This is a genomic window from Arthrobacter sp. FW306-06-A (genome assembly GCF_021870055.1).
Lineage (GTDB): Bacteria > Actinomycetota > Actinomycetes > Actinomycetales > Micrococcaceae > Arthrobacter.
Genome location: NZ_CP084552.1, coordinates 2,606,706 through 2,633,290, shown reverse-complemented (window position 1 = coordinate 2,633,290; position 26,585 = coordinate 2,606,706). Strand labels below are relative to the sequence as shown.

Here is a 26,585-nt window from a genome sequence, read left to right as displayed (position 1 = left end):
ATTCCGACCCCCTGATCTGCCCCGGTGACTTCCCGCCTGCGGAAGCCGGCAGCCGAGGCGAACAATGAATTGGAGTTATTGATGTCTGCACACATCGGTGTCACCGGCCTCGCCGTCATGGGCGCCAACCTGGCGCGCAACCTGGCCCGCAACGGATTCACGGTTGCCCTGCACAACAGGTCCGTGGAGAAGACGGACGCGCTGCTGGAAAAGCACGGTTCAGAGGGTGACTTCATCCGGACTGAAACCCTGCAGGAACTGGTTGATTCCCTGGAGAAGCCGCGCCGCGTGCTCATCATGGTGAAGGCCGGCAAGCCCGTGGACTCCGTCATCGAGCAGTTGGAGCCGCTGCTGGAGCCGGGCGACATCATCATCGACGCCGGCAACTCCCACTACGAGGACACGCGCCGCCGGGAAGCGGCGCTGGCCAAGAAGGACCTGCACTTCGTGGGCGTCGGTGTCTCCGGCGGCGAGGAAGGCGCCCTGAACGGCCCGTCCATCATGCCCGGCGGCTCCAAGGAGTCCTACAAGGCCCTTGGCCCGCTGCTGGAGAAGATCTCCGCAAAGGTCGACGGCGAGCCCTGCTGCGCCTGGATCGGCACCGACGGTGCGGGGCACTTCGTCAAGATGGTCCACAACGGCATCGAGTACGCCGACATGCAGGTCATCGGCGAAGCCTTCGACCTGCTCCGTTCCGGCGCAGGCATCGAGCCCGCGGAGCAGGCGAAGATCTTCTCCGAGTGGAACAAGGGCGAGCTGTCCTCCTTCCTGATCGAGATCTCTGCCGAGGTCCTGGGCCACGTTGACGCCAAGACCGGCAAGCCGTTCGTCGACGTCGTCGTTGATGCCGCAGGCCAGAAGGGCACCGGCCGCTGGACCGTTATCTCCGCGCTGGAACTTGGCTCGCCGGTGTCCGGCATCGCCGAATCGGTTTTCGCCCGCGCCCTCTCCTCCCAGGCCGCACAGCGCAAGCTGGGCCAGGAACTGCTGGCCGGCAACGAGGCAACCGTCGAGATCCCCGAGACGTTCGTTGAGGACGTCCGCCAGGCCCTCTACGCCTCCAAGCTGGTCTCCTACGCCCAGGGGCTGGACATGCTGACCTCCGCTGCCAAGGAATACGGCTGGGACCTGAAGCTTGACGAAATCGCCTCCCTGTGGCGCGCAGGCTGCATCATCCGGGCCGAGCTGCTCAAGGACATCACCAAGGCCTATGCCGCTGACGAGAAGCCTGCAAACCTGCTGTTCGGCCCGGCGTTCACCAAGGCCATCGCCGACGCCCTGCCGGCCTGGCGCCGCGTCGTTGCCACCGCCGTCCAGCTCGGCATTCCGGTGCCGGTGTTCTCCTCATCGCTGGCCTACTACGACGGTCTGCGCCGCAAGCGCGTAGCCGCCGCCCTGATCCAGGGCCAGCGCGACCTGTTCGGTGCACACACGTACGGACGCATCGACACCGAAGGCACCTTCCACACCCTGTGGGGCGAAGACAAGTCCGAAGTTGAAGCGGTGGACACGCACTAGCAACTGCCGCCGTACAGCAAGAGGCGGGCAGTTCCCCGGTTTCCCGGTGGAACTGCCCGCCTCTTGCTGTACCTGCTATTGGATCAAATGCGGTATTCGATGTCGTACTCGGCCGGATCAACCGCGGGCTTGGTTTCCCGCTGCGCATCCCGGTGCCGCCACTTGGCGGGAACCCCGGTGACGATCGATTCCGGCGGCGCGTCCTTGACCACCACTGCGTTGGCGCCTATGGCACTGTCGCGGCCGATGGTGATTGGCCCCAGGACCTTGGCTCCGGCCCCGATGGTGACCCGGTCGCCGATGGTGGGGTGCCGCTTGATCCTGGCCAGGGAGCGCCCGCCGAGCGTCACTCCGTGGTAGATCATCACGTCCTCGCCGATCTCGGCGGTCTCACCAATCACCACGCCCATGCCGTGGTCAATGAAGAACCGCCGGCCGATCGTGGCGCCGGGATGGATCTCGATACCGGTCCAGGAGCGCCCCAGCTGCGACAGGAGCCGCGCCGGGAAACGCAGGGCGGGGTTCTGCCACATGCGGTGGGTCAGCCGGTGGATCCAGATGGCGTGCAGGCCGGAATAGGCGAAAAAGTTCTCAAAAGAACCTCGAGCCGCCGGGTCATGGGACCGGGCGGCGTCGAGGTCTTCCTTCAGTCTTGCGAAAAAGCCCACAAAGTTCTTTCTACAGGAAACGGGCGGACAGCGGACTGATCAGCCGCGGATGTCGTCATAGAGCACGGTGGAGATGTAACGCTCACCGAAGTCACATACGACCGCCACGATCAGCTTGCCCGCGTTCTCGGGACGCTTGGCCAGTTCCAGCGCACCCCAGACGATGGCACCGGAGGAGATGCCACCCAGGATGCCCTCCTTGATGCCCAGGTCGCGGGCCACGCGGACGGAATCTTCCAGCGTGGCATCCAGGACCTCGTCGTAGACGTTGGTGTCCAGCAGTTCGGGGATGAAGTTGGCGCCCAGGCCCTGGATCTTGTGCGGGCCGGGGGCGCCGCCGTTCAGGATGGCGGAGTCCTTCGGTTCCACGGCCACGATCTGTACGCCGGGCTTGCGCTCCTTCAGCACCTGGCCGACGCCGGTGATGGTTCCGCCGGTGCCGATGCCGGCAACGAAGATGTCCACGGCGCCGTCGGTATCGGCCCAGACCTCCTCAGCGGTGGTCTTGCGGTGGATCTCCGGGTTGGCTTCGTTGGCGAACTGCTGCGCCCAGATGGAGTTCTCGGTGTTGGCGACGATTTCCTGGGCCTTTTCCACGGCACCGCGCATGCCCTCGGAACCCGGGGTCAGGACGATCTCGGCACCGAAGGCGCGCAGCATGACCCGGCGTTCGGTGGACATGGTCTCTGGCATGGTCAGGATGACCTTGTAGCCGCGGGCAGCACCCACCATGGCAAGGGCGATGCCCGTGTTGCCCGAGGTGCCTTCGACGATGGTGCCACCGGGCTTCAGGGCGCCCGACTTTTCAGCGGCGTCGATGATGGCAACACCGATGCGGTCCTTGACGCTGTTGGCCGGGTTGTAGAACTCCAGCTTCACGGCAACGGTGGCGTCCAGCCCCTCGCTGAGCCGGTTCAACCGGACCAGCGGGGTCCCGCCGACCAGTTGCGTCACATCGTCATAGATCCGTGCCATGTACATACGCCTATCTCTAAGGGGTGGATACTGAGGTCAGCCTAACGAGGCCGTGTAACGGTGGCTAAGCGTTAAGCCATGCAGAGTAATATTTCCGCGCCTTGGCCAGCTTAGGGTTGATGATCACCTGGCAGTATCCCTGGTCCGGGTGTTTGGCGTAGTAATCCTGGTGGAATTCCTCCGCCACGTGGAAACGGGGCAGGCGGCTGACTTCCGTGACGATCGGGTGGGACCACAGCGCCTGGTTGCGGTCAATCGCTTCCTCGAACAGGACCTTCTCCTCGTCGGTTTCGTAAAACATCGAGGAACGGTACTGGGTGCCCACGTCGTATCCCTGGCGGTTCAGGGTGGTGGGGTCATGCAGGGCAAAGAACATGTCCAGGACGACTTCGGCAGGGATGACCTCCTCATCAAAAGTCACCGCCACAACCTCGGCGTGCCCGGTGGTGCCGCTGCAGACAGAGTAATAGTCGGGCTCGGGATCGTGGCCGCCGGTGTAGCCCGATACCACCGAGGTCACGCCCCTGGTCTTCTGGTAGACGGCGTCAAGGCACCAGAAGCAGCCTCCGCCCAGAACAAAAGTTTTCATGACCTCTTCAATGGTTGGCGGCGCCGGATCATTCCCGGCACCCTGCAGCGCGCCCGGCGCAAACTGCGGCGGCCCGAAGCCGATGGGGTAAAACTAAGACTATGCAACCTGAGGACACCGACGTTACCGGCAAGGCAGATCACGACGGCAAAGCCTCCTCCGACACGCCGGCTCCGGCCGGTTCCGCGGAGGCTCCCACCCTGGCCGAACTGCTCCTCGCGGTGGAGGAACTGTGGCCGGAGTCCCTGGCGGAGGGATGGGATGAGGTTGGGCTGGTGGCAGGGCACCCGTCCGCGCCCGTATCCAAGGTGATGTTCGCGGTCGACCCCACGCTCGAGGTCATCGAGGAAGCCGTTGAGTGGGGCGCCGAACTGCTGATCACCCACCATCCGCTGCTGCTGAAGGCCGTCACGTCGGTGGCCGCCACGTCGGCCAAGGGCCGGGCTGTCCACCGGCTCATCGAGTCGGGCACGGCACTGCTGACCGTGCACACCAATGGGGACTCCGCCGTCGGAGGTGTTTCCGATGTCCTGGCCGACGCCTTGGGGCTCCAGGACGCGGCCCCGCTCACCACTGCCGCCAACGGCTTGCCGGAGGAAGGCATTGGGCGGGTGGGCGACCTGGCTGAAGCCATGAGCCTGGGTGACTTCGCGGCGCGCGTGTACGGGATTCTTCCGTCCGTTGCCGGGGGAGTGCGCGTCTCCGGAGACAAGGACGGACTGGTGCGGCGCATCGCGGTGTGCGGAGGTGCAGGGGACTCGCTGTTCGCTGAAGTACGGGCCAGCAACGCCGACGTCTACGTCACTGCCGACCTTCGCCACCACCCGGCATCGGAGGCGCGCGAGGCTGCCCTCAACGGCCGGCCCTACCTGGTGGATGTCTCGCATTTTGCCAGTGAGTGGCTCTGGCTGCCTGCCGCGGCAGCAGCCTTGGGCAACGTCCTGGCTGACCAAGGTCATGAGGTGGAGCTCCGGGTCAGCACCACCAACACCGATCCCTGGGACTTCATCCTGACTCCCGGCTAAGCGAGGCGGGGGAGCAGGCCAGGCGCTAGAGTCTAGGAAGCGCCGGTACGGTGCCCGGCCCCGGCCGGAAGGAATCTAGCGGAGGTAACAGTGGCCAAGGCAGCACCGGCGGAACAGTTGAAGTTGCTCGAACTGCAGGGCCTTGATGCAAGGCTGAAGGGCCTCGCCAACCGCCGCCGGACGCTGGAAAACGATCCCCGCATCAAAGACCTTGAGGCCGCACTGTCCGTAGCGAACGGTGAACTGGGTGCGGCCAAGGTGGCCGTGCACGACGCCGAGGCCGAGTTGAAGAGGGCCGAGGCCGACGTCGAACAGGTTGCCTCGCGCATCGAACGCGACGAGGCCCGGCTCAACAGCGGTACCGGCCTTTCCAAGGACCTGGTGGCCCTGCAAAAGGACATCGCTTCCCTGAACAAGCGCCGCTCGGACCTGGAAGATGCGGAACTGGAAGTCATGGAGCGGCTCGAATCGCTGCGGGAACGCCAGGCGGCCCAGCAGCAGATCGTCGATGACATCAAGGGCTCCTTCGGCACCATCCGGGCCGAACTTGATGGTGCCCTGGCCGAGGTGGAAACTGAAGCCGCAGGGCTGCGCTCCCAGCGCGCCGAATTCGCCGCCGGCCTGGACGCGGCCATGCTGGCGGTCTACGAAAAGACCCTGGCCAAGCGCGGAGTGGGCGCGGCACGGCTCTTCCACGGCACCTCGGAAGCCTCCGGCATGAAGCTCAGCCCCGGCGACCTCGCCGAGATCAAGGCCGCAGCTGCCGACGAGATCGTCTTTTGCCCGGACTCCGGCGCCATCCTGGTCCGCTCCGACGAGTGGTCCTGAGCGCCCGGCGGCCTAGCCCTGCTTCATCAACCCGACAGATCAGCCGGCCAGGATGATGTTGAGGGCGTGCGGCTTGCGGGCGGTGCCCGGCACGAGTTCTGCATCCCACTTTTCGCGGGCGGCCTTCAAGAGGTCCGACGGCGCGGCGGGGGCTTTTCCGCGGCGTACCAGCAGGTGCCGCGCCAGTTCCCCGCGGGTGTGCTTGGCGAAGTGGCTTACCACCTTGCGGACCCCGCCGGTCTCGGTCAAGACGTTCACGGAGACCGTTTGTTCGGGCGGCGGCGCCCAGGCAGCGGCATAGGTGCTGGACCTGCAGTCGACCAGCAGGTGCCCCTGGGCTGCGGCGCCCAAAGTATCGGTGAGCTGCCCCTTCCAGAACGAAGCCAGCCGGCCGACGTCGGGCAAGGCCGTCCCCATGGACAGGCGGTAGGCGGGAACGCTGTCGGAAAAGCGCAGGGCCCCCCACAGCGCCGAGATCACCAGGACCGATTCATCGGCCTTGCGGCGCTGGGCCGACGTCAGTGTCCGGTAACCCAGCGCGTCGTAGAGGACGCCGGAGTAGATGCTGTGTGCCGGCGCCGCCGGTTCGGCGTGCAGGCGCGTGTTGCGTTCGACGTCGCCACGCAACGACGCACCCACGCCCAGCATGGCGAGGGCGTCCTGGTGTGCGCTGACAGTTCCCAATGCCTCAAGGACCTTGGCGCGGTATGGGTTGAGCTCCGGGAAACCCAGGGCGGACCAGTCGATGGCGGAACCACGCAGGGCGGGCGTCTTGCCTTCGGAAGGGGGAAGCAGAATCAGCACCGTCCGATCCTACCGGCGACGAAAGCGGCCGGCCGCGCCGGTAGACTGGACGCGGATGGGACAGCCAGACGGCCGCGCGCTACGCAAGTGGCTCGAGGAACGTCCGGGCTCCGCAGGGCAGGGTGGTGGGTAACGCCCACTCGGGGTAACCCGCAGGCCAGTGCCACAGAAAACAGACCGCCCGCATTTCCGGTTCCGGCCGGGGAGAGCAGGTAAGGGTGAAACGGTGGTGTAAGAGACCACCAGCTTCCCGGGTGACCGGGAAGGCTAGGTAAACCCCACCCGGAGCAAGGCCAGACAGGACACGTTCGAGGGCTGCCCGCCCGAGTGTCCGGGTAGGCCGCTGGAGGGTGCCGGCAACGGCACTCGTAGATGGATGGCCGTCGCTCCCACATCCGGTAACGGAGGGGGAGAACAGAACCCGGCGTACCGGCTGTCCCATCCGCAAACCCGTGTTTGACCACGGGCAACGTGTCGGGGATGCTGAACCGTGCCCGTAATTCCTGAATCCCGCCCCGCACCTGCCGCGGGCATTCCCGGCGCCCGTTCACAAGGTGTGGCGCTCGCCGGTTTCCTGGGCCTTTCCGCCCTGGCCTGCGTCCTCGCCTCCCTTCCGATCGTCCTCAACTCCAACGGCTGGTACGCAACGTCACTGAAGGCCCCGTGGATGCCGCCGTCGTGGATGTTCCGGACCACCTGGATGGCGCTGTATGCGGGTGTGGCCGCTGCCGCCTGGCTGGTCTGGCGCAAGGGCGGACTCACCGGAGGCGCCCTTGTCGGCTACGCACTTCAGCTGCTGCTCAACACCGCGTGGCCGGTGACCTTCTTTGCCCTGTACCCAATGCTCGGAGAGGTGGCCCTGTGGTCTGCCTTCGCGGTCATCTGTGCCCTCACCGCAACCCTGGGGTTCCTCGTCCTGAGGTTCGGACCGGTGGACGCCGCCGCCGGATACCTCGTGCTGCCGTACTTTTCCTGGCTGGTGTTTTCCGCCAGCCTCAACCTGTATTCGGCCATCCACAACTGAGGCGCAGCTGCAGCCTTGCGGGCGGGCCGGGCCTGTGTGAGTGATTTCACGCAGTGCAAGCGTGTTCCCCGGGGCGCGCCAAATTAGAATGGAACCCGGACGCAGGAGTTCTACCGCCGAAAGTTGCGTTCGCAGCCGGCGGTTTTTCTTTGCACGCGATCCAGGCGCCCGGGGGTCATCCCTGCAGGTGCCGGTGCCCCTGGATATCATCAGGTGGCCAACATCTGTGTACGAGGACGTACACGGCTGAACCGAGGAAGGTATTTCTGTGAGCCAGACGTCTGATTCTTGTCTTGATACGTGGATGGGCCGGGAGGCCCTTGCCGAGGCCATGATCCCGGTCATCGGCAGGCTGTACCGCGAAAACAACGTGGTGACCAGCATCCACGGACGGAGCCTGATCAACAAGTCCACCATGAACATCCTCAAGGCACACCGCTTTGCGCGCCGGATGGCCAAGGACGAACTGCTCCTGGAGGAGACCGCACCCCTGCTGAACACCCTGGCCGAACTCGAGCTGGGCGCCGCCGCGATCGACATCGCGCGGCTGAACCAGAAGTTCAAGGAAGAAGGCAACGGCGCCACCCTTGAAGAATTCCTGCGGGACGAGCTGGCAGAGATCGTAGGCAAGCGTGGTGCCGACGACCGCACCAGCACCGACGTCGTGCTCTACGGCTTTGGCCGCATCGGGCGGCTCCTGGCACGGCTCCTCATCGAAAAGGCCGGCGGCGGGCACGGCCTGCGGCTGCGCGCCATCGTGGTGCGCCGCGGCTCCGACAACGACCTTTCCAAGCGCGCCAGCCTCCTGCGCCGGGACTCCGTCCACGGCTCCTTTGAAGGAACCATCCGGATCGACGAGGAAGCCAACACCATCACGGCCAACGGCGTCCGAATCCAGGTCATCTACTCGAACGACCCCGCCACGATCGACTACACGGCCTACGGAATCAACAACGCCCTGGTGGTGGACAACACCGGCCGCTGGCGCGACGCCGAAGGGCTTGGCCAGCACCTGCAGAGCAAGGGCGTTGCCCGGGTCCTGCTGACGGCCCCCGGCAAGGGTGAGTTGAAGAACATCGTCCACGGCATCAACCACCGGGACATCACCGATTCGGACAAGATCGTTTCCGCGGCGTCCTGCACCACCAACGCCATCACGCCGGTCCTGAAGGCCATCAACGACAAGTTCGGCGTGGTCCATGGCCACGTCGAAACCGTCCACTCGTTCACCAACGACCAGAACCTGATCGACAACTTCCACAAGGGCGACCGCCGCGGCCGTTCCGCAGCGTTGAACATGGTCATCACCGAAACCGGTGCCGCGAAGGCAGTGGCCAAGGCCCTGCCCGAACTCCTGGGCAAGCTCACCGGCAGTTCCATCCGCGTTCCCACCCCGGACGTGTCCCTGGCCATCCTGAACCTCACCCTGGAGAACGGCACCACCAAGGACGAGATCAACAACTACCTGCGCGAGATGTCGCTGCACTCTGACCTGCGCAAGCAGATCGACTACATCGACTCGCCCGAGGTTGTCTCCACCGACTTCGTTGGTTCACGCCGCGCCGGCATCGTGGACGGCCTGGCCACCGTGTCCACGGACAAGAACCTGGTCCTCTACGTCTGGTACGACAACGAGTTCGGCTACAGCTGCCAGGTGGTCCGGGTCATGGAAGAAATGGCAGGGGTCAACCCGCCCTCGTTCCCTGCCAAGGAAAGCGCCGCCGCCTTGGCCGCGATCGCTGTCTAACGAGTTAGGTGTCGTCCTGCGAATTCCCGGCTGGTTCTCTGGAATCAGCCGGGAATCGGGACCACACTGGTGGCATGGACAACGAATCGACACTTCAGCACGAAACCACCCTCGAACACGCCCTGGACGTAGCCAAGGCCAACCACAAGGAAGCCGTCCGGCTGCTGGAGCGTGCCCGCGCCGCCCAGAAGACCGGCGACGTCTCCGACGAGCGGGTGCGCCAGCTCGAGGGACTGCTGGCCATCGCCGAGGAAGACCTCCGCAGGGTCACCAAGGAGCAGTAGCCCAGTACTCACCGCCCGCCGTGTGACCCATCACTCGTCCCCAACAGTGTGGATATCAACGGCGGGACGGGCTCTTTGTCCTAAGCTCGCTGGGGTGCCCGACTATTCCCTTCCGCCGTCCACCCCGTGACCGTCAGCTGGTCTGCCTACCGCCGCGCACGCCGCCGTTCCCGGCAGGCCTGGGCATTGCTCATCACAGCGGCCGCCGGCATCCTGGCCGCGCTCTTTTGGTTCTTCACCGCCGGCCAGTTCGCCGCGGCCGGACCCGCACCGCAGGGACCAACTGAGGCACCGGTCTTCGACGCCGCGTGGATGAAACCGGTACAGGAGCCCAACCCCGTACCTGCCGGGACCGCCGCATCCGCGCTGGAGGGCCTCGCTGTGAAGGGCCGGACGCCCAACACTGGTTACAGCCGGGAGGCTTTCGGGCAGGCCTGGCTGGATGTTGACCGTAATGGCTGCGACACCCGCAACGACATCCTGCGCAGGGACCTTGCCGATGTGGTCTTCGCCGAGGGGTCCACGTGCAAGGTAACGGCCGGGCACTTCCGTGAACCCTACACAGGCCAGGATGTGGACTTCCGCCGCGGCTCCGACAGCAGCCGTGCCGTCCAAATCGACCATGTGGTGGCCCTCGGCGATGCCTGGCAAAAGGGAGCCCAGGGACTGGGGCCGAAGGAACGCCAAAGCCTGGCGAACGACCCCCTCAACCTCATTGCCGCCGACGGCGCTGCCAATCAGCAAAAGAGCGCAGGGGATGCAGCCACCTGGCTGCCGAAAAACACTGCTATCCGATGCCATTACGTTGCGCGACAAATCTCGGTGAAGGCGGCTTACGGCCTCTGGGTGACGGCAGCTGAAAAGGACGCCATGAAACGTGCCCTCTCATCCTGCCCGCAGCAGCAAACCATCAGGGTGCAGCAGGCCGTCACTGCCCGATAAGCAACGCGCTGTCCAAGGGCCATTGGGCCTTTGCGCGTGTCAGTGGAACGGGGCTTTCAAGCCTCAGTGGCCGAACGGGTCGGGATCCACGCCCGGCATCCACGTCAGTCCGGGCACGCCCCATCCGTTCTTCTTGGCCTGCTTCATGGCCTTTCGGGAATAGCGGTCCATCAGGCGGTTGACGTAGAGCTTGCCGTCCAGGTGGTCGTATTCGTGCTGGATGACCCTGGCGAACCAGCCTGTCGCCTCGAACTTCACCGGGTTTCCGTGCCCGTCAAAGCCTTCCACCCGTGCCCACTCTGCCCGTTTGAGCGGATACTGCTCGCCGGGGAAGGACAAGCAGCCCTCTTCCTCCTCGTCGGGGTCGGGGGCGGCACCGGAGACCTTGGACAGGGTCAGGACGGGATTCACCAGCACGCCTGTTGGGGGAGCGCCGTCGTCGTTGGCGTACTTGTACACGAAGATCCGCTTGCCGACACCGATCTGCGGGGCTGCAAGGCCCACGCCGTTGGCGGCGTCGTTGGTTTCGAACATGTCGGCTATCAGGCTCCGCAGTTCGTCGTCGAAAACCTCCACCTCGCTGGCGCGCCGGTGCAGGACAGGTTCGCCCCAGATGGTGATCGGCAGAACAGTCATTTCAGTAGTCCTTCGGCTTCGCGGTGTCCCCGGCTGCAGTGCACGTACCCCGGTGGGGCACGACAAAGGAGGCCGCACCGGATATCCGGTGCGGCCTCCTTTGTTGACGGCTGCATGTGCCGCCCCGTGAGGGTGAGCGACGGGGGTTGAACCCGCGACCTCCTGGACCACAACCAGGCGCTCTGCCAACTGAGCTACGCCCACCATGTGCCTCAGGGGATTTCCGCCTTAGCGGCTCCCCGGAAACGCAACTCAAATAGCTTACCTGCTCGGAAGGGGTGCTTTGTCCACTTTCTGCGATTTGGAGCAAAAATCATTAAAACGTGGCGCAGATTACTCCGCGGGCTGCCCGGCGGCGTCTCCGTTGACGATTCCCTGGGCGATCTTCTGGGCCGTGGCACTGTCCGGTCCGGGCGCGGGCACGAAGACCGCTTCGCGGTAGTACCGCAGTTCGTCGATGGAATCCTTAATGTCCCCAAGCGCGCGGTGGCCGCCCTTTTTTGCCGGCGACTGGAAGTAGGCCCTGGCGTACCAGCGGCGCGACAACTCCTTGATGGTGCTGACGTCGATCACGCGGTAGTGCAGGTGCTCCACCACGGCCGGCATGTCACGTGACAGAAACACCCTGTCGGTGCCCACGGAGTTGCCGCCCAGCGGTGCTTTCCGCGGATCCGGAACCCAGGCAGAGATGTACTCCATCACGGCGGCTTCTGCTTCTGCCATCGTCTTGCCGTGCGGGAGTTCCGCCAGCAGCCCGGACTTGGTATGCATGTCCCGGACAAAATCGGACATCTGGGCCACCGCGGCATCGTCGGGCTTAATCACCACGTCCACGCCGTCACCCAGGATGTTCAATTCCGAATCGGTGACCAGGGCTGCCACCTCAATGAGGGCGTCGTTCTTGATGTCCAGACCGGTCATTTCACAGTCGATCCAGACGATTCGTTCGTTAGATATAGGCACCGGACCAGCCTACCGTTACACCTCCTGGCGCCCGGCCGATGCTAGGATTTCGGGTACGCGGCGGGTCGCCCTTCGGCCCTGAACCGTGTCCCGGCCCGGCCCGCATGACCCGCCGGGCAAACCGCGGAAAAACAAGAAGATTGGACGATCCTGAGATGACGGCGCCTGTGCCCGCAACGGGGGAGATGGCGGCGGCCGGCATTGCCGGAGACGGCAGTGCCGAGGTGGACAATCCGCGCTCACCCCTGATTGCCGGTTTCGTGGGCTCCATGTTCATGCTGGTCGGATCCTTCGGCGTGGGCTGGCTGGCCCCCGTCTCGGAACTGCGCCGCATGCCCCTCTTCATCTGGATGCGCACCGAAGCCCCCGGTGTCGCGCTGTCCATCATCCTGGTGGCTGTGGGTGGCATGCTTCTGGTGCGTGCGTGGCTGCGGCTCGGCCAGAAGGTCCGGGTGTGGGGCGGAGAGGCGCGGAGGGCAACCCTGGCCGCAGTGGTGGCCTGGGGCCTGCCCATGATGTTCAGCGTGCCGCTGTTCAGCCGCGACGTCTACGCCTATATCGGGCAGGGCCGCCTGATGGTGGAGGGGTTCAACCCTTATGAAAACGGCATCTCCGCACTGTCCAACTACTTCCAGCTCGGCGCAGACAAGATGTGGACCGAAGCGCCCGTTCCCTATGGCCAGCTGTTCCTGTGGATCGAGCAGTTCGTCGTCTGGGTGACCAATGTCCAGCCGGAGGCCTGCGTCATGCTCTTCCGGCTGGTGGCACTGGCCGGCGTGGTGCTGTGTGTCATTTATGTCCCCCGGCTGGCCGAACTGCACGGCATCAACCCGCACCGCGCCCTCTGGCTCACCGTAGCCAACCCACTCTTCCTGACCAACTTCATCGCCAGTGTCCATAACGACTCCCTGATGATCGGGCTGGCCCTGGCCGGACTGTACTACTCAGCCACCCGGCGGCAGCTCAGAGGCATCCTGCTGGTGACCCTGTCCATTGCAGTGAAGCCCATCACCATTGTCTTCCTGCCGTTCATCGGGCTGCTGTGGGCGGGCAGGAATGCCGGGTGGCTGCGGAAGGCGGCGTTCTGGGCGATGACGGCCGGCCTCAGCCTGGTCCTGCTGACCGCGATGAGCTTGGTTAACGGTTTCGGCTTCGGCTGGATCAACGGGCTTTCCGCCCCGGGCAGCATCTCCATCTGGTACGCCCCCGTGGGTTTGATCGGCATGGTGGTGGGGTCGCTGGCCGGTGCGCTTGGCTTTGACGGGTCGGTGCCCGCTGGGTGGGTGTTCGACGCCGGGAAGCTGGTTGCCGTGGGCATCATCGCCTGGCAGATCTTCAAGGGGGATTACGACCGGCTGATGCGCCGCCTGACGCTTTCCCTTGCCGCCGTGGTCCTGCTGGCCCCCATCATCCAGTCCTGGTACGTCGTGTGGCTGATTCCGCTCTTTGCCGTGACGGGCATCCGCAACGACTGGCAGGTCAAGGCACTGTACTTTGTGGTGTCGTTCTTCATGATCTACGCCATTTCCGATCAGCTGGATGTCTTCCCGTACCTCCAGACCCAGGATCTGGGCTTCGCGCTGGCCCTGGCCCGCGTGGCTGCGGCGCTCACAGCCCTCCTGTTTGCGCTGTACCTGATCTTCTGGGACCCCGGCACCCGCCGGCTGTTCCGCAAGACGCGCGGGCCCGTCGTCGAACGCCCGGTGATCTAGCAGCCTCCGCTTACTGCTGTACGCCGGCCGTCAGCCGGCGCAGGGCTTCCTTCCGTGACAGCGGGCTCATTTCCGCGCTGTGCCGGATGACGAATCCCTCCACCCACTCCGGCGCCGTCTTGGCGTACTCGCGCAGCGCCCAGCCGATCGCCTTCCGGATGAAGAACTCCCGGTCTGAGAGGTTCGGCTCAATGACGGCGGCGAGCAGCTCTGGATCGGTGGCCTCTTTGGCCCTCAACTGTGAGGTGATGGCGGCCCTGCGGATCCACAGGTCCGGATCCCGGCTCCATTGGGTGAGCACCCTGGACATCTCGGCGGGGTGGGCCAGCAGCAGGGTGCAGATCCGGCCGGACACTCCGTCGGCGAAATCCCACCAGGCGCCTGTGCGGATGATTTCCTCGTAGACCGGCAGCATGGCCAGGTCCCCGGCCAGCATTCGGTGTGCCGTCAGGTCAATAGCGGCGTAGCGCTCCTCCCTGAAGGTGGAGCTGCGCCACAGCTCCAGGACTGTGGTGCGCAGCTGCCCGGCAGAGGCCGGTGGAAACTCCCGGGCAGCCCGTGCGGCGATGCGCCTCACGTCGGGAACCCGCACACCCAAACAGGGGAGTGAGGACTTCATGTACGCTTGGGCGCCTGCCGCCCGTTCCGGATCGGCGAGCTCCCGGAGCCCACCCCTGACGGCGGCAACGAGGTCCTGGTCAGCGGCCGTTTCCATGTGCGCCACTTTAGCCAGTATTGGCGGCCAGCGTACGGTACGCTGGTGAGCGCTAACACGTAGGAAGCAGAGGGAACCCATGCCCGGAACCGAAGTCCACCTGGCCCACGGAGCCTACTCCGCCGTCGTCACCGTCCGAGGAGGAGCGCTTCGCGAACTGCGCCATGGGGACAGGGACCTGGTGGTGGGCTTCGGGCCGGAAGGCGCCGTACCCGATTACAGGGGCGTCATCTGCGCGCCTTGGCCCAACCGGCTGGCGGACGGCACCTACACCTACGCCGGAAAGTCATATGCTGCGGCGGTCAACGAACCGGAACGCGGTTCCGCCCTTCACGGCCTGGCGATCCACCAGGCCTGGGAGGTTAAGGAATCGGCCGGCGACCGGGCCGTCCTGGGCTGCCACATCCCGTCCGGTCCCGATTACCCCGGCGACCTTGAGCTCACCGTCACGTACTCCCTGTCGGACGGAGGGCTCCGCGGCATGGTGCATGCGGTAAACACCGGGTCCGCTGCGGCGCCGTACGGCGTATGCCCCCACCCCTATCTGGTGGCCGGGCCCTCCCCGCTGGATGACTGGTCGCTGGAGCTTCCTGCCAGCTCCTATCTGGAGGTCACGCCCGACCGGCTGCTGCCCATAGGCTTGCGCCAGGTTGCCGGGGACGCCTTCGACTTCCGTTCGGTCCGGCGCCTGGGACAGGTCAAGATCGACCATGCCTTCACCGACATTGCGCGGGACGCTTCCGGCCTGGCGCGCGTGCGGGTGCACGACCCTTCGGGCACCGGCGTGGAGCTGGAATGGGGGACCGAGTGGCCCTGGGTCCAGGTGCACACCGGCGACAAGCCCATCGGCCCGGACCGGCTGGGGCTGGCCGTTGAACCCATGACCTGCCCGCCGGACGCCCTGCACTCAGGAACGGACCTGGTACACCTGCAGCCCGGCCAGTCCCATTCAGCTGCCTGGACCATCCGGGCCCTGCACTAGCGCCGGCCGGCCGGGGCGGCCCCCGCGCGGGCGTCCGCCCACCCGGCCCGTTCCAGCCACGCGGCGCACAACGAAGTCCACTGCTCCGGCCCTGGCTCGCCCGGGGCAAGTCCCAGTCCATGCCGTCCGTGCGGGAAGACATGGAGCTCGGCATGAACACCGGCAGCGAATAAGGCTCCGGCGTAGTTCAGGCTGTTGCTCACGGGCACGGCTTCGTCGTCGGCGGTGTGCCAGAGGAACGCCGGGGGAGTCCTGGGCGTGACGTTCAGTTCTGCCGACAGGGCCGCCAGGAGGTTCGACGGCGGTGGGTCGCCAAGGAGGTTCGCTACCGATCCCTGGTGCGTTTCATGGGTCAGCGACGCCACGGGGTAGCACAGCACCGAAAGGTCCGGCACCGCGGCGGGAAGGTCCAGTTCCGGATTCCCCGTGGCCGCGGCCGTGCTCAGGGTGGCGGCCAGATGTCCCCCGGCCGAAAAGCCCAGCACGCCCACGCGGTCTGGGTCCACAGCGAGGCCGTGCTGCCCGCTCCGGATGTGGAGCATGGCTTCCTTGGCGTCTTCCAGCGGCGCCGGATGCCGGTGCGGTGCCACGCGGTAGCGGAGTATGAAGGCGTGGATGCCAAGGGAAGCGAGCCACTCCGCCACTGGTTCGGCTTCATGATCCGCCTGCCGGGCATAACCTCCGCCGGGGAGGACCAGGATAGCCGGCCGGGGCCCCGGAGCTTCCGCATGTGCGGGAACGGAGGTTAGCCCGCGGGTCGCCGTCACGCTGCCGCTTCCGTGCTGCGCCGCAGCGTGACCTCGCCGGTTACGTCACCGGGGAGGGCGTCGTCCGCGTCTTCGCCGTTGGGCTGCGGACCCGTGGCCCGGGTGGCAAAGCGTCCAATGTCTTCCAGCGGCAGGCGGACAGTGGAAAGGGCCGGCCGGAAGTCCCGGAGGGTTTCGATGTCATCGAAGCCGGCGATCGCAGCGTCCCGCGGGATACGCAGCCCCTCCGCGCGGAGGGCAGCCGCCGCCCCTATGGCCATTACATCGTTGACGGCGAAAATGCAGAGTTTCCCTGCCGCTGTCCCGCCGGACTGGGCGGCCTTGATCCGTCCGGCAAGTCGAAGCCCGGCCTCATATCCGCCGGACCGGTTGAATGCGGTCCTGAGCACTTCGGCCTGTCCCTGCCCTGCCCGCTCCAGTCCCTCCTGGAAGCCGCGCACGCGGTCATCGGAGGTCAGGAGGCCCTCGGGACCGGCGACAATGACGAAGCCGCCGTCCCAGCCTGCCGCAAGTTCGGTGGCCAGCTGGCCGGCGAGCTCCTGGTTGGGGACTTTGACCACGTGGTACCCCTCCTGGACGGTGGCACCCACCACGGGGTGTCCGACTACAGCCACCTGGCCGCCGTTCCGGCAGTACCGGTCAAGCTCCGCCGCCAGTTCGGCGTTGCCGTCCTGGTCCTCCTTTCGGCAGGAGCGGGATCCGGCGATGACGATCGAATCTGCGCGGCGGGCAGCGAAGGCGGCCACCGCCTCCTTCTCCTCGGCCGGGCCACCCCCGGTGGCAGCCAGCAGCACCATCTTGCGCTGTTCCCTCGCGGCTTCCTGCACTCCCCGTGTGATGGCGGCGAAGTAGGGGTCCGCGATGTCGTGGACAATCAAGCCAATCAGGCCCGAACTGGATTTCGCCAGCCCCTGGGCCTGCGCATTCGGAATGTAGCCGAGCGAGTCCGCCGCCTGCCGGACCCGCTCGGCGATGTCCTTGCCCGGCTTTCGGGCCGAGCCGTTCAGGACGCGTGAAGCCGTGGCGGGGGAGACGCCGGCAAGGCGTGCCACCTCGGTAAGGGTACTTGCAGCCACTGCATCTCCTGGTCGTCGGTCGGGGCTCAAAGGCTAAGCACATTATGGCAGTTCAAACTACTTCCGGAAAGCGCTTGCCAGCGGGAACCGCGCCGTGCATCATTGAAGCAGTGGGAACGCGCTTTCCCAGTCAGCTTCAGTACATCGCTCACTCACCGTGGAGGACACATGGGCTTCGAAACGAAAACGATCCGCATCGCCATGAACGGCTTCACCGGCCGGATGGGTTACCGCCAGCACCTGCTGCGCTCCATCCTGCCCATCCGTGACGCCGGCGGCTTCACCCTTGAGGACGGCACCCGGGTCCAGGTGGAACCCATCCTGGTGGGCCGCAACGAGGCCAAGATCCGCGAGCTGGCGAAAAAGCACAAGGTTGCAGAATGGACCACCGACCTGGACGCCGTGATCAACGACCCCACTGTCGATGTCGTTTTCGATGCCTCCATGACCAGCCTGCGCGCCGCCACCCTGAAGAAGGCAATGCTGGCCGGAAAGCACATCTTCACCGAAAAGCCCACTGCGGAAACGCTGGAAGAGGCCATCGAGTTGGCGCGGATCGGCAAGGAAGCCGGCGTCACCGCCGGCGTCGTCCATGACAAGCTCTACCTTCCCGGCCTGGTCAAGCTCCGCCGCCTGGTGGATGAGGGCTTCTTCGGCCGCATCCTCTCCATCCGTGGCGAGTTCGGCTACTGGGTCTTCGAAGGTGACATTCAGGCGGCCCAGCGTCCGTCCTGGAACTACCGAAAGGAAGACGGCGGCGGAATGACCACGGACATGTTCTGCCACTGGAACTATGTCCTGGAAGGCATCATCGGCCAGGTCAAGAGCGTCAACGCCAAAACCGCTACCCACATCCCCACCCGCTGGGACGAGGCCGGGAAGGAATACAAGGCCACCGCGGACGATGCCTCCTACGGCATTTTCGAGCTTGAGACCCCGGGCGGCGACGAGGTCATCGGCCAGATCAACTCCTCCTGGGCCGTGCGCGTCTACCGTGACGAACTGGTGGAATTCCAGGTGGACGGCACCCTCGGTTCGGCCGTGGCCGGCCTGAACAAGTGCGTCGCCCAGCAGCGCGCCCACACCCCCAAGCCGGTGTGGAACCCGGACCTGCCCGTCACCGAGTCTTTCCGCGACCAGTGGCAGGAAGTTCCCGCCAACGCCGAGCTGGACAACGGCTTCAAGCTGCAGTGGGAAGAGTTCCTGCGCGATGTGGTTGCCGGCCGCGAACATCGCTTCGGCCTGCTGTCCGCAGCCCGCGGCGTCCAGTTGGCCGAGCTTGGCCTGCGCTCCAGCGACGAACGCCGCACCATCGACATCCCGGAGATCACCCTCTAATGACTTCACTCATTCTTCCCTCCGAAGACGGCGGCACCAGGGAGTACCGCCTGCAGGGCGGCACTGCCTGGGCACGGCCCACTGCCCCCCTGACGGCACGCCGTGCCTACGCGGCCGCCCACGTCATTCCCGAGGTCCTCGCCGACAACACCCCGGGCGCCCCCGCGCGCCTCGACTGGGACGCCACCATGGCCTACCGGCACGAGTTGTGGTCCTACGGCCTGGGCGTTGCCGATGCCATGGACACAGCCCAGCGCGGCATGGGCCTGGACTGGGCTGCCACGCAGCAGCTCATCAAGCGCACAGGGGTGGAGGCCGCCGCAGTGGTGTCGTCCAACACCCCGGCCACCGCGGGCAAATCCGTCCGGGACCTCGTGTCCTGCGGGGCCGGCACCGACCAGCTGGACATCGACTCCCTGCCCGCCGGTGAGGCCGGGATCAAGGCAGTCCTGGAGGCCTTCCGTGAACAGATTGCCGTCATCACCGAGGCCGGACCCAAGGTCATCCTGATGGCGTCCCGGGCCCTGGCAAAGGTGGCAAGTGGCCCGGAGGACTACCTCAGCGTCTACTCCACGCTGCTGCAGGAAGTGGACCAGCCGGTCATCCTGCACTGGCTGGGCACCATGTTCGACCCCGCCCTCGCAGGATATTGGGGTTCTGACGACGTCGCTGCCGCCACCGAAACCTTCCTGGGCCTGATCCGGGACAACGCGGACAAGGTGGACGGCGTCAAGGTCTCGCTGCTCGACGCCAGCCACGAGGTTGGCCTGCGCGCAGCCCTGCCCGAAGGCGTCCGCCTCTACACCGGCGACGACTTCAACTACCCCGAACTGATTGACGGGGACGGAACCCACCACTCCGACGCCCTGCTCGGCATCTTTGCCGCCATCTACCCGGCCGCCTCGGTGGCCCTGCAGAACTACGAGACCGGAAACGCCGCCAAGGCACGCGAAATCCTGGACTCCACCCGCGACTTGGGCAAGCACATCTTCAGCGCCCCCACGTTCTACTACAAGACCGGCATCGCCTTCATGTCCTGGCTCAACGGCAAGCAGCCCGGCTTCCAGATGGTGGGCGGACTGCATTCCGGGCGCTCGGTGTGCCACCTGTCCAGGACCTTCGAACTGGCCGACCAGGCCGGCCTGCTGAAGGACCCGGCACTGGCAGCCTTCCGGATGTCGGACTACCTGCGGATCAACGGGGTGGGCGTATGAGCGACTTTTCGCGCCTCTCCATCAACAGCGCCTCCACCAAGAAGTGGACGCTCGCCCAGGTCGTCGAGGGCTGCGTCAAGGGCGGCATCCCGGCCATCGGCCCCTGGCGGGACCGCGTCGAGGAAGCCGGACTGGACAAAGCGGCACGCCTGATCAAGGACGCCGGCCTCCGCGTCTCGTCCCTGTGCCGTGGCGGGTTCCTTACCGCCGCCGACGCCCAGGGGCAGGCGGCAGCGCTCGCCGACAACCGCGCCGCCATCCTCGAGGCCGTGGCCCTGGACACCAGGGAGCTGTTCCTGGTGGTCGGTGGCCTGGCGCCGGGGGAGAAGGACGTCGTGGCGGCACGCCAACGCGTCGCCGACCGGCTCGCGGACCTGGTCCCATTCGCGGAAGAGAACGGCGTCCGCCTGGTGCTGGAGCCGCTGCATCCGATGTACGCCGCTGACCGGGCGCTCATCTCCACCTTGGGCCAAGCCTTGGACCTCGCGGCGCCGTTCGATGCCGCGACGGTAGGTGTCGCCGTCGACACCTTCCATGTGTGGTGGGACCCGGAACTTAAGGCGCAGATTGAGCGTGCCGGACGTGAGAACCGGATCGCCTCCTACCAGGTGTGTGACTTCAACATGCCCATCGCCGCAGACCCGCTGCTGTCCCGCGGGTACATGGGCGACGGCGTGGTGGACTTTGCCACCATTGGCACCTGGGTGCGTGACGCCGGGTACACCGGCGACATTGAGGTGGAAATTTTCAATCAGGAGATCTGGGACACGGACGGCAACATTGTCCTGGCCACGGTCAAGGAGCGGTACGCGGAGCTTGTCCTCCCGTACGCCTGATCTGATACCAGACCGCGGGCTCCTGCTACGTCACGGCAGGAGCCTGCGCCCCACATGGAAGGACCCGGACCAGCGGTGGTTTCCCACCGCTGGCCCGGGTCCTTTTTCCTGCCCGTTCCCCGCTGCCCGCCCTTGCTGCTAGCCCTGGGCGTACAGCGAGGCGAACCTGCGGTACCTCGCCAGCACGCCGGCGTCGTCCGTTCCGTGTGGAAGGTCGACGGCGTCTGCCGCCCAAGCGGGGAACTGTCCGGTGAGTGCCGCGGCTGCCTGCCGTGCGGCGCCGTCGGCAACGTATTCACCCGGCTGGGGGACGGTGACGGCCGTTCCCAAAAGGCCTGCGGCGACTTCCTGCACGGCAACCGACTGGGCGCCCCCGCCCACCAGCAGGATCCGCTTTGGCTGCACGCCTTGCGCCTGCAGGGCCGCCAAACCGTCGGCCAGGGAGCAAACCACGCCTTCGACGGCGGCGCGCGCCAGGTTGGCGGGGGTGTAGTTGGCCCGGGTGATTCCATGAAGGGAACCTGTGGCGTCGGGCAGGTTGGGCGTCCGCTCCCCATCGAAGTAGGGGACCAGGGTGAGGCCTCCGGCGCCGGGCCCAGCGGACAGGGCAAGCCGGTTGAACTCCGGCAGGTCCACATCCAGCAGCGCGGCCGTGGCATCGAAGATGCGGGTGGCATTCAAGGTGCAGACGAGCGGCAGGTAGTGGCCGTCAGCGGCGGCGAACCCTGCCACCAGTCCCGAGGGGTCTGCCGCCGGCTTATCCGAAACCGCAAACACTGTGCCGGAGGTGCCCAGCGACACCACCACGTCGCCCAGCCCCGCCCCCGCGCCGAGGGCCGCGGCGGCGTTGTCCCCGGCGCCGGCAGCCAGGAGAGCGCCTGCCGTCGTCTTTCCCGCCGCTTCCAACGGCCCAAGGACCCTGGGGAGGACGGGCACGTGCCCAAGGGAGGCGGTGAGGACGTCAGGAAGGTATTTGCCCTCGGCCGTCGAGTAGTACCCGGTGCCTGAGGCGTCGGAGCGGTCGGTGGCCAGGGCGGCCAATCCCTCTTCTCCGCTGCCGGGGCCGTAGCCGGCGAGCCGCCAGGTGAGCCAGTCGTGCGGAAGGCAGACGGCGGCCACCTTTGCGGCGTTGTCCGGCTCGTGGGCTGCCAGCCAGCGCAGCTTGGTCACGGTCAGGGACGCCACCGGGACGGTACCGGTGGCGTTGGCCCAGTACTGCGCGCCGGCGGCGGGATCGCCGCCGCCGGCACTTTCGATAAGTTCCGCCGCTGCGCCTGCGCTGCGGGTGTCGTTCCAGAGCAGCGCCGGACGGACCACTGCACCGTCGCTGTCCAGGCAGACCATGCCGTGCTGCTGGCCGCCGATGGAGACGGCACTGACGTCGTCGAGTCCGCCGGCGTCGGCAATGGCTTTTTGCAGGGCCGTCCACCAGTGGTCGGGGTTGACCTCGGTGCCTTCGGGGTGGGCGGCGCGGCCCTGGCGGACCAGCGCTCCGGTGTCCGCGTCGCGGATGACTACCTTGCAGGACTGGGTGGAGCTGTCGACTCCGGCTACAAGCGGCATGGGGTTCTTTTCTTTGTGCAGGAATGTCTGAGTGCAGGAATGTCTCAGTGCAGGAATGGAAACGCTGCGGGGCCTGGAGGTTGTGTCTCCCAGGCCCCGCAGCGGGTATCGGGTGGCTAGTGGGCGCCCAGGAGGTGCTCGATGGCCAACTGGTTGAGCCGGACGAACGCGAAGGAGCGCTCGGCGGCCTTGTCGGCGTCGAAGTCCTCAAACGCTGCGGCGTCAGCGAGCAGGTCCGCGGTGCTCTCACCGGCGGCGAGGGTGCTTTCGCCGAGTTCGAAGACGCCGGAGGTCTTGAGGGCTTCCTGCACCTGCGGGTCTGCGCGGAAGGCCAGGGCCCGTTCCCTGAGCAGGAGGTACATTGCCATGTTGGCCTTGGCGGATTCCCACACGCCGTCGTAGCCGTCGGTGCGGGAGGGCTTGTAGTCGAAGTGGCGCGGGCCGTCGTACTTCGGGCCGCCGTTCGGGAAGCCGTTCTCCAGCAGGTCCACGGTGAAGAAGGCGCTGGTGAGGTCGCCGTGGCCGAAGACCAGGTCCTGGTCGTACTTGATCCCGCGCTGGCCGTTGAGGTCGATGTGGAAGAGCTTGCCGGCCCACAGTGCCTGGGCGATGCCGTGGGTGAAGTTCAGCCCCGCCATCTGCTCGTGTCCGGTCTCGGGGTTCAGGCCCACGATGTCGCCGTGTTCCAGCTGGGCGATGAAGGCCAGGCCGTGGCCCACGGTGGGCAGGAAGATGTCGCCGCGCGGTTCGTTCGGCTTGGGTTCGAGGGCGATGCGGAGGTTGTAGCCCTTCTCCTTGATGTAGCCTGCGGCGGTGTCCACGCCTTCCTTCATCCGGTCCAGGGCTGCGGCGAGGTCCTTGGATCCGTCGTATTCGCTGCCTTCGCGGCCGCCCCACATGACGAATGTTTCGGCGCCGAGTTCGGCGGCGAGGTCGATGTTGCGCAGCACCTTGGACAGGGCAAAGCGCCGGATGGAACGGTCGTTGGAGGTGAAGCCGCCGTCCTTGAAAACGGGGTGGCTGAACAGGTTGGTGGTAACCATCGGAACCTTCAGCCCGGTCTCGGAAAGGGCTGCTCTGAAGTTCTTCAGGATCAGCTCCCGCTCGGAAGCGGAGGCACCAAACGGGACGAGGTCATTGTCATGGAAGGTGATGCCGTACGCGCCAAGTTCGGCCAGGCGGTGAACGGCTTCGACGGGGTCCAGCGCCGAGCGGGTGGCGACGCCGAACGGGTCGGCGCCGGTCCAGCCGACCGTCCAGAGGCCAAAAGTGAACTTGTCGGCGGGGGTGGGGGAAAGAGTCATGACGCGTCCTTGCGATCGAGCGCTCCGCGGGATTGCGAAGCATTAGTTCATTGCCTGAACTATATGAGCCGACGTAGGGTGGGGTCAAGAGGTCCAGCTTGCGACAGCCGGAAAAATTAACGGAGCCATAGATCGAGGAGCTTTGTGATGGTGATGCCGGTGCCTGCAGTGGCGGGACCGGGAGGCGCAGCCCCCGGCAGTGTGGGGGACGTCCGGCGCAGCAACCTTGCCCTGGTCCTGGGTGCGATCGCGGAATTCCCACGCGGCACCTGCCCCAGCCGCGCACAGATCGCGGGCGCCACCGGGCTGACCAAAGCGTCGGTGTCCAGCCTGGTGCTGGACCTCCTGGACGTCGGCATCATCCGGGAAGTAGGCCTGAACCCGCAGGGGCGCGGCCGGCCGGGCGTCGGACTGGAGCTTAACCCGGGCCGCGCTGTCATGGGGATGGAAATTAACGTGGACTACATCTCTGCGGCCGTGGTTGACCTGGCCGGCAGTGTCCTGATCCGGGAGGTGAAGGAGCGGGACAACCGCAACAGCCCGGACGCCCCGGTACTGGCGGCGCTTACAGTCCTGGCCGCCCGGGTACGGAGCGCGGCGGGGGAGCAGGGCGTCGAGGTCCTCGGCGGAGGGCTGGCCGTTCCGGGCCTTGTTGACCCTGCTGCGGCGCGGGTGCTCACCGCCCCTAACCTTGGCTGGGTCGATGTGCACCTTGACCTTGATGCGTTGCTGCCCGAAACGCCCCTGGGCGTGGCGCTCTTCAATGAGGCCAACGCAGCTGCCCTGGCAGAACTGCGGTACCGGCCGGACGGTGCCTCCGACTTCCTGTTCGTTTCCGGTGAAGTGGGCGTCGGTGGCGGGATCGTCATCGGGTCCGAGCTGTTCTCGGGCCCGGAAGGCCATGCCGGCGAAGTCGGACACATCGTGGTGGACCCGGACGGCAGTCACTGTTCCTGTGGGGGGACCGGTTGCCTGGAAACCGTCGCCGGCCAGGACGCCATTTTCGCTGCAGCCGGCCTGGCTCCGGACGCTGCGTCACGGTCCGCCAGCATGTCCGCGCTCCTGCAGGCGCTGGAGGCCGGAGACCCCAACGCGGTGTCCGCCGTCAAACAGGCGGGCCGCTGCCTGGGCATAGCGCTCGCGTCAACGGCCCGGGTGGTCAATATCCAGTCGGCCGTCCTGGGCGGACATTTCGCGGTCCTTGAGCCCTGGCTGCGCGGTCCGTTGCTCGACAGCGTGCAGAAGTACGCGCCGGGCAAGTACGCGCCGGAGCAGGTCACTGTCTCCGCCGTGGGCGAGTCGGGAGCCCTGCTGGGTGCGGCCGGCAGCGTCATCCGCTCCCTGGTGGAGGCGCCGCACCGGCTGCACGCTTAACCGGAATGCACAATGCCCCGGTCCGAAGACCGGGGCATTGCCCTCAAAGTGCCCCAGGAGGGAATCGAACCCCCGACCGGCGGATTAGAAGGCCGCTGCTCTATCCCCTGAGCTACTGAGGCATCGGCTTCCGGCCTGCAAGCCGGCGCCTCAAAAAGTTTACATTGCCCGGGGCGCCGGGAGCGGCATTCTGCCGCCACCCCTCCTCCACACCTTCCTTGTCGGCGCTCGTTGTCCACATAGGAAAATCCATGCCTGCCGTCCGGTGTTGTCCGGCGCGATGCTGGTCATGCCTGCTAAAGGCGCCACCATCCAGACAGGACGTAGACATGAGCGAAACGATCATCACCATCCGGGGCTTCGTGGCCACGGAGATTACGAGTTCCACCACGCCAGGCGGAGTGGCAACGGCCTCCTTCCGGCTCGGCTCCACCGCCCGTCGTTTTGACCGGGCATCCAGGACCTGGGGTGACGGACACACCAACTGGTTCACGGTCCAGGGCTACCGCAACCTTGCCGGAACCCTTGGCTGCAGCATCACGAAGGGACAACCGGTCATCGTCGTGGGCAAGCTGAAGATCCACACTTGGGAGAAGGACGGCCGGGTGTATCACTCCACCATCATCGATGCTGAGGCCGTGGGGCACGATCTCACCTTTGGATCGGCAAACTTCATTCGTACCGCTTCCAGGCCGGCGCTCTCCCTGGTGGAGCAGCCGCCGGTTCCTGACGACGCCGCCGGAATGGACCAGGTTCCGGATGACCTGGAGGACCACGAGGACGAACACCCCGAAGACCACGGCCAGCCCGCCGTCGTCATCGAGGACAGTGATGGTGCCCTCGCCTCGCTGGACCTGGAAACGGGGGAACTCGCGGAAGTCTAGGAATCACGTATCAGGTATCAGTGTCCCCGTTCATTCGCGCGCGGACGGACGGCGGCACCCCCCGGCCGCCCTCCGTCCGCCCGCCACATGCCTGATGCCGGGCGCCTATTGCCGGCGATGCTTCCGCACGATGTGTCTCCCGCACGACCACGCCCGGTGCCGTTCACTCACCCCGGCCCGTGCCTGCGTCCATGGCAGAATGACTCCATGCGTCCCACCCCTTACCAACGGCCGAATAAACGCGCCGGTGCAGCGCTGGCATGCGCCGTCCTGGCGTTTGCCCTGTCAGGGTGTGTTGCCGGCCCTTCCGCAAGTCAACCGGTACTTGGATCCAGTGAAGGGCAGGGGTCGTTGCCGGCGACGGCAGCCGCCGGTGCAACGCAGGAGCCGGCCCAGGCCGCTGGCTCGGCCCCGGGCAGCAGCCGTCCCGGCGGAGAGCCGCTGGCCAGCACATCCGGCGGGGTCCCAGGCACATCCGCTGCGGCCTCCGCGGCTGCGGCTGAAGCGGCCACCGACAAGGTGAAGCGCACCGTTACGGACACCCTGACCAAATTGGCAAGCGGAACTCCAAAGCCTGCGACGGGCCAGGTCAGCGAAGCCCTCACCGGTGCCGGCATAGCGCCCGCCGTTCTCCAGGTCTCGCAAAGCCGGACGCCCACCGGACTGGAAGCAGATGCCATCGAGGCGGCTGTCCTGCAGGGGAGGGATTGCGTCATCGGACAGGTGCGCGAAGGAGCCGTAACCGTCACGGTCCTTCCGGTCCTGGCCAGCGGTAAATGTTTCGTCGGATCCTGATCGCGTCAGCCTGCCGGCCGCA

General features: G+C 66.3%; 26 protein-coding genes, 2 tRNA genes and 1 other RNA gene. 16 read left to right on the top strand and 13 right to left on the bottom strand.

Going from position 1 to position 26,585, the window contains the following annotated elements; genetic code table 11:
• The first annotated feature begins 81 nt into the window (after window positions 1–81).
• Window positions 82–1,518 (top strand): NADP-dependent phosphogluconate dehydrogenase, encoded by a 1,437-nt coding sequence (gene gndA / locus LFT49_RS12160; protein WP_237428340.1) that lies wholly within the window; start codon window positions 82–84, stop codon window positions 1,516–1,518.
• Between the two features lie 83 nt (window positions 1,519–1,601).
• Here the strand turns inward: gndA and epsC are convergent, their stop codons facing one another.
• From epsC to msrA, 3 genes are all read right to left on the bottom strand, one after another.
• Window positions 1,602–2,186, bottom strand: coding sequence for a serine O-acetyltransferase EpsC (gene epsC / locus LFT49_RS12155; RefSeq protein ID WP_142133583.1), 585 nt, complete (start codon window positions 2,184–2,186; stop codon window positions 1,602–1,604).
• Between the two features lie 39 nt (window positions 2,187–2,225).
• Complete coding sequence (gene cysK, locus LFT49_RS12150) at window positions 2,226–3,161, bottom strand: cysteine synthase A (protein WP_236798635.1); 936 nt, start codon at window positions 3,159–3,161, stop codon at window positions 2,226–2,228.
• A 64-nt stretch (window positions 3,162–3,225) separates the two neighbouring features.
• Window positions 3,226–3,750, bottom strand: a complete 525-nt coding sequence (msrA, locus tag LFT49_RS12145) for a peptide-methionine (S)-S-oxide reductase MsrA (RefSeq protein ID WP_237428339.1) — start codon at window positions 3,748–3,750, stop codon at window positions 3,226–3,228.
• A gap of 101 nt (window positions 3,751–3,851) precedes the next feature.
• On the opposite strand from msrA, the gene LFT49_RS12140 reads away from it, so the two are divergent.
• Window positions 3,852–4,775 carry a Nif3-like dinuclear metal center hexameric protein gene (locus tag LFT49_RS12140; protein ID WP_237428338.1) on the top strand — a complete coding sequence of 308 codons (924 nt, stop codon included), beginning with the start codon at window positions 3,852–3,854 and terminating at the stop codon, window positions 4,773–4,775.
• Between the two features lie 90 nt (window positions 4,776–4,865).
• Entirely contained in the window at window positions 4,866–5,603 is a 738-nt protein-coding gene (locus LFT49_RS12135) for a zinc ribbon domain-containing protein (RefSeq protein WP_237428337.1), read from the top strand.
• A 39-nt stretch (window positions 5,604–5,642) separates the two neighbouring features.
• Here the strand turns inward: LFT49_RS12135 and LFT49_RS12130 are convergent, their stop codons facing one another.
• Window positions 5,643–6,407, bottom strand: a complete 765-nt coding sequence (locus tag LFT49_RS12130; protein ID WP_237428336.1) for a YaaA family protein — start codon at window positions 6,405–6,407, stop codon at window positions 5,643–5,645.
• 56 nt (window positions 6,408–6,463) lie between these two features.
• Here LFT49_RS12130 and rnpB point away from each other — a divergent pair.
• The 5 genes from rnpB (at window position 6,464) to LFT49_RS12105 (ending at window position 10,404) form a co-directional block, all read left to right on the top strand.
• Window positions 6,464–6,852: RNase P RNA component class A (gene rnpB / locus LFT49_RS12125), an RNA gene on the top strand.
• Between the two features lie 45 nt (window positions 6,853–6,897).
• Complete coding sequence (locus tag LFT49_RS12120) at window positions 6,898–7,431, top strand: TspO/MBR family protein (RefSeq protein ID WP_236798630.1); 534 nt, start codon at window positions 6,898–6,900, stop codon at window positions 7,429–7,431.
• A 304-nt stretch (window positions 7,432–7,735) separates the two neighbouring features.
• Window positions 7,736–9,178 carry a glyceraldehyde-3-phosphate dehydrogenase gene (locus tag LFT49_RS12115; protein ID WP_236798629.1) on the top strand — a complete coding sequence of 481 codons (1,443 nt, stop codon included), beginning with the start codon at window positions 7,736–7,738 and terminating at the stop codon, window positions 9,176–9,178.
• Between the two features lie 74 nt (window positions 9,179–9,252).
• Window positions 9,253–9,462 (top strand): hypothetical protein, encoded by a 210-nt coding sequence (locus tag LFT49_RS12110; protein WP_236798628.1) that lies wholly within the window; start codon window positions 9,253–9,255, stop codon window positions 9,460–9,462.
• A gap of 126 nt (window positions 9,463–9,588) precedes the next feature.
• Window positions 9,589–10,404 carry an HNH endonuclease family protein gene (locus LFT49_RS12105; protein WP_237428335.1) on the top strand — a complete coding sequence of 272 codons (816 nt, stop codon included), beginning with the start codon at window positions 9,589–9,591 and terminating at the stop codon, window positions 10,402–10,404.
• A 63-nt stretch (window positions 10,405–10,467) separates the two neighbouring features.
• Here the strand turns inward: LFT49_RS12105 and def are convergent, their stop codons facing one another.
• From def to orn, 3 genes are all read right to left on the bottom strand, one after another.
• On the bottom strand, window positions 10,468–11,040 hold the full coding sequence (gene def / locus LFT49_RS12100) for a peptide deformylase (protein WP_237428334.1): 573 nt from the start codon (window positions 11,038–11,040) through the stop codon (window positions 10,468–10,470).
• 131 nt (window positions 11,041–11,171) lie between these two features.
• Window positions 11,172–11,244, bottom strand: a tRNA-His gene (locus LFT49_RS12095).
• 129 nt (window positions 11,245–11,373) lie between these two features.
• The gene (orn, locus tag LFT49_RS12090; protein ID WP_236802877.1) at window positions 11,374–11,961 is read right to left on the bottom strand and encodes an oligoribonuclease; all 588 of its coding nucleotides are present in this window, start codon (window positions 11,959–11,961) and stop codon (window positions 11,374–11,376) included.
• Between the two features lie 197 nt (window positions 11,962–12,158).
• Here orn and mptB point away from each other — a divergent pair, with 197 nt between their 5' ends.
• Window positions 12,159–13,715 (top strand): polyprenol phosphomannose-dependent alpha 1,6 mannosyltransferase MptB, encoded by a 1,557-nt coding sequence (gene mptB / locus LFT49_RS12085; protein ID WP_237428333.1) that lies wholly within the window; start codon window positions 12,159–12,161, stop codon window positions 13,713–13,715.
• 10 nt (window positions 13,716–13,725) lie between these two features.
• Here mptB and LFT49_RS12080 read toward each other — a convergent pair whose 3' ends face one another.
• Window positions 13,726–14,430, bottom strand: coding sequence for a DNA alkylation repair protein (locus tag LFT49_RS12080; protein WP_237428332.1), 705 nt, complete (start codon window positions 14,428–14,430; stop codon window positions 13,726–13,728).
• Between the two features lie 79 nt (window positions 14,431–14,509).
• Here LFT49_RS12080 and LFT49_RS12075 point away from each other — a divergent pair, with 79 nt between their 5' ends.
• Window positions 14,510–15,412 carry an aldose 1-epimerase family protein gene (locus LFT49_RS12075; protein WP_237428331.1) on the top strand — a complete coding sequence of 301 codons (903 nt, stop codon included), beginning with the start codon at window positions 14,510–14,512 and terminating at the stop codon, window positions 15,410–15,412.
• Here LFT49_RS12075 and LFT49_RS12070 read toward each other — a convergent pair.
• Window positions 15,409–16,179 (bottom strand): alpha/beta hydrolase, encoded by a 771-nt coding sequence (locus tag LFT49_RS12070; RefSeq protein ID WP_237428330.1) that lies wholly within the window; start codon window positions 16,177–16,179, stop codon window positions 15,409–15,411. The genes LFT49_RS12075 and LFT49_RS12070 overlap by 4 nt on opposite strands.
• Window positions 16,176–17,255 carry a LacI family DNA-binding transcriptional regulator gene (locus LFT49_RS12065; protein ID WP_237428329.1) on the bottom strand — a complete coding sequence of 360 codons (1,080 nt, stop codon included), beginning with the start codon at window positions 17,253–17,255 and terminating at the stop codon, window positions 16,176–16,178. Before LFT49_RS12065 ends, LFT49_RS12070 begins: the two co-directional genes overlap by 4 nt.
• Window positions 17,256–17,423: 168 nt before the next feature.
• Here LFT49_RS12065 and LFT49_RS12060 point away from each other — a divergent pair, with 168 nt between their 5' ends.
• The 3 genes from LFT49_RS12060 to LFT49_RS12050 are packed head-to-tail and all read left to right on the top strand — an operon-like array spanning window position 17,424 to window position 20,643.
• Entirely contained in the window at window positions 17,424–18,593 is a 1,170-nt protein-coding gene (locus LFT49_RS12060) for a Gfo/Idh/MocA family protein (RefSeq protein WP_237428328.1), read from the top strand.
• Window positions 18,593–19,807: a dihydrodipicolinate synthase family protein gene (locus LFT49_RS12055; protein ID WP_237428327.1), complete on the top strand. Its 1,215-nt coding sequence runs from the start codon at window positions 18,593–18,595 to the stop codon at window positions 19,805–19,807. Before LFT49_RS12060 ends, LFT49_RS12055 begins: the two co-directional genes overlap by 1 nt.
• Window positions 19,804–20,643 carry a sugar phosphate isomerase/epimerase family protein gene (locus LFT49_RS12050; RefSeq protein WP_237428326.1) on the top strand — a complete coding sequence of 280 codons (840 nt, stop codon included), beginning with the start codon at window positions 19,804–19,806 and terminating at the stop codon, window positions 20,641–20,643. The genes LFT49_RS12055 and LFT49_RS12050 overlap by 4 nt, the downstream gene beginning before the upstream one ends.
• A 138-nt stretch (window positions 20,644–20,781) precedes the next feature.
• On the opposite strand, the gene xylB is transcribed toward LFT49_RS12050, so the two are convergent.
• Both xylB and xylA read right to left on the bottom strand, forming a co-directional pair.
• Window positions 20,782–22,206 (bottom strand): xylulokinase, encoded by a 1,425-nt coding sequence (gene xylB / locus LFT49_RS12045; RefSeq protein ID WP_236798617.1) that lies wholly within the window; start codon window positions 22,204–22,206, stop codon window positions 20,782–20,784.
• A 116-nt stretch (window positions 22,207–22,322) separates the two neighbouring features.
• Entirely contained in the window at window positions 22,323–23,510 is a 1,188-nt protein-coding gene (gene xylA / locus LFT49_RS12040) for a xylose isomerase (RefSeq protein WP_236798616.1), read from the bottom strand.
• 147 nt (window positions 23,511–23,657) lie between these two features.
• Between xylA and LFT49_RS12035 the strand changes: the two genes are divergently transcribed.
• Window positions 23,658–24,884, top strand: coding sequence for an ROK family protein (locus LFT49_RS12035; protein WP_236798615.1), 1,227 nt, complete (start codon window positions 23,658–23,660; stop codon window positions 24,882–24,884).
• Between the two features lie 49 nt (window positions 24,885–24,933).
• Here the strand turns inward: LFT49_RS12035 and LFT49_RS12030 are convergent.
• Window positions 24,934–25,006 (bottom strand) — tRNA-Arg (locus LFT49_RS12030).
• A 207-nt stretch (window positions 25,007–25,213) separates the two neighbouring features.
• Between LFT49_RS12030 and LFT49_RS12025 the strand changes: the two genes are divergently transcribed.
• The gene (locus LFT49_RS12025) at window positions 25,214–25,768 is read left to right on the top strand and encodes a single-stranded DNA-binding protein (protein ID WP_237428325.1); all 555 of its coding nucleotides are present in this window, start codon (window positions 25,214–25,216) and stop codon (window positions 25,766–25,768) included.
• Between the two features lie 207 nt (window positions 25,769–25,975).
• The gene (locus LFT49_RS12020; protein ID WP_236798613.1) at window positions 25,976–26,563 is read left to right on the top strand and encodes a DUF6993 domain-containing protein; all 588 of its coding nucleotides are present in this window, start codon (window positions 25,976–25,978) and stop codon (window positions 26,561–26,563) included.
• The last annotated feature ends 22 nt before the right edge of the window (window positions 26,564–26,585 follow it).

Coding starts and splice junctions, on each gene's coding strand:
- xylA (WP_236798616.1), bottom strand. CDS start 23,510: ATGACTCTTTCCCCCACCCCCGCCGACAAGTTCACTTTTGGCCTCTGG.
- LFT49_RS12080 (WP_237428332.1), bottom strand. CDS start 14,430: ATGGAAACGGCCGCTGACCAGGACCTCGTTGCCGCCGTCAGGGGTGGG.
- LFT49_RS12050 (WP_237428326.1), top strand. CDS start 19,804: ATGAGCGACTTTTCGCGCCTCTCCATCAACAGCGCCTCCACCAAGAAG.
- LFT49_RS12055 (WP_237428327.1), top strand. CDS start 18,593: ATGACTTCACTCATTCTTCCCTCCGAAGACGGCGGCACCAGGGAGTAC.
- xylB (WP_236798617.1), bottom strand. CDS start 22,206: ATGCCGCTTGTAGCCGGAGTCGACAGCTCCACCCAGTCCTGCAAGGTA.
- mptB (WP_237428333.1), top strand. CDS start 12,159: ATGACGGCGCCTGTGCCCGCAACGGGGGAGATGGCGGCGGCCGGCATT.
- LFT49_RS12020 (WP_236798613.1), top strand. CDS start 25,976: ATGCGTCCCACCCCTTACCAACGGCCGAATAAACGCGCCGGTGCAGCG.
- cysK (WP_236798635.1), bottom strand. CDS start 3,161: ATGGCACGGATCTATGACGATGTGACGCAACTGGTCGGCGGGACCCCG.
- LFT49_RS12060 (WP_237428328.1), top strand. CDS start 17,424: ATGGGCTTCGAAACGAAAACGATCCGCATCGCCATGAACGGCTTCACC.
- def (WP_237428334.1), bottom strand. CDS start 11,040: ATGACTGTTCTGCCGATCACCATCTGGGGCGAACCTGTCCTGCACCGG.
- LFT49_RS12140 (WP_237428338.1), top strand. CDS start 3,852: ATGCAACCTGAGGACACCGACGTTACCGGCAAGGCAGATCACGACGGC.
- LFT49_RS12035 (WP_236798615.1), top strand. CDS start 23,658: ATGGTGATGCCGGTGCCTGCAGTGGCGGGACCGGGAGGCGCAGCCCCC.
- LFT49_RS12110 (WP_236798628.1), top strand. CDS start 9,253: ATGGACAACGAATCGACACTTCAGCACGAAACCACCCTCGAACACGCC.
- LFT49_RS12025 (WP_237428325.1), top strand. CDS start 25,214: ATGAGCGAAACGATCATCACCATCCGGGGCTTCGTGGCCACGGAGATT.
- gndA (WP_237428340.1), top strand. CDS start 82: ATGTCTGCACACATCGGTGTCACCGGCCTCGCCGTCATGGGCGCCAAC.
- LFT49_RS12075 (WP_237428331.1), top strand. CDS start 14,510: ATGCCCGGAACCGAAGTCCACCTGGCCCACGGAGCCTACTCCGCCGTC.
- orn (WP_236802877.1), bottom strand. CDS start 11,961: ATGACCGGTCTGGACATCAAGAACGACGCCCTCATTGAGGTGGCAGCC.
- msrA (WP_237428339.1), bottom strand. CDS start 3,750: ATGAAAACTTTTGTTCTGGGCGGAGGCTGCTTCTGGTGCCTTGACGCC.
- LFT49_RS12115 (WP_236798629.1), top strand. CDS start 7,736: ATGGGCCGGGAGGCCCTTGCCGAGGCCATGATCCCGGTCATCGGCAGG.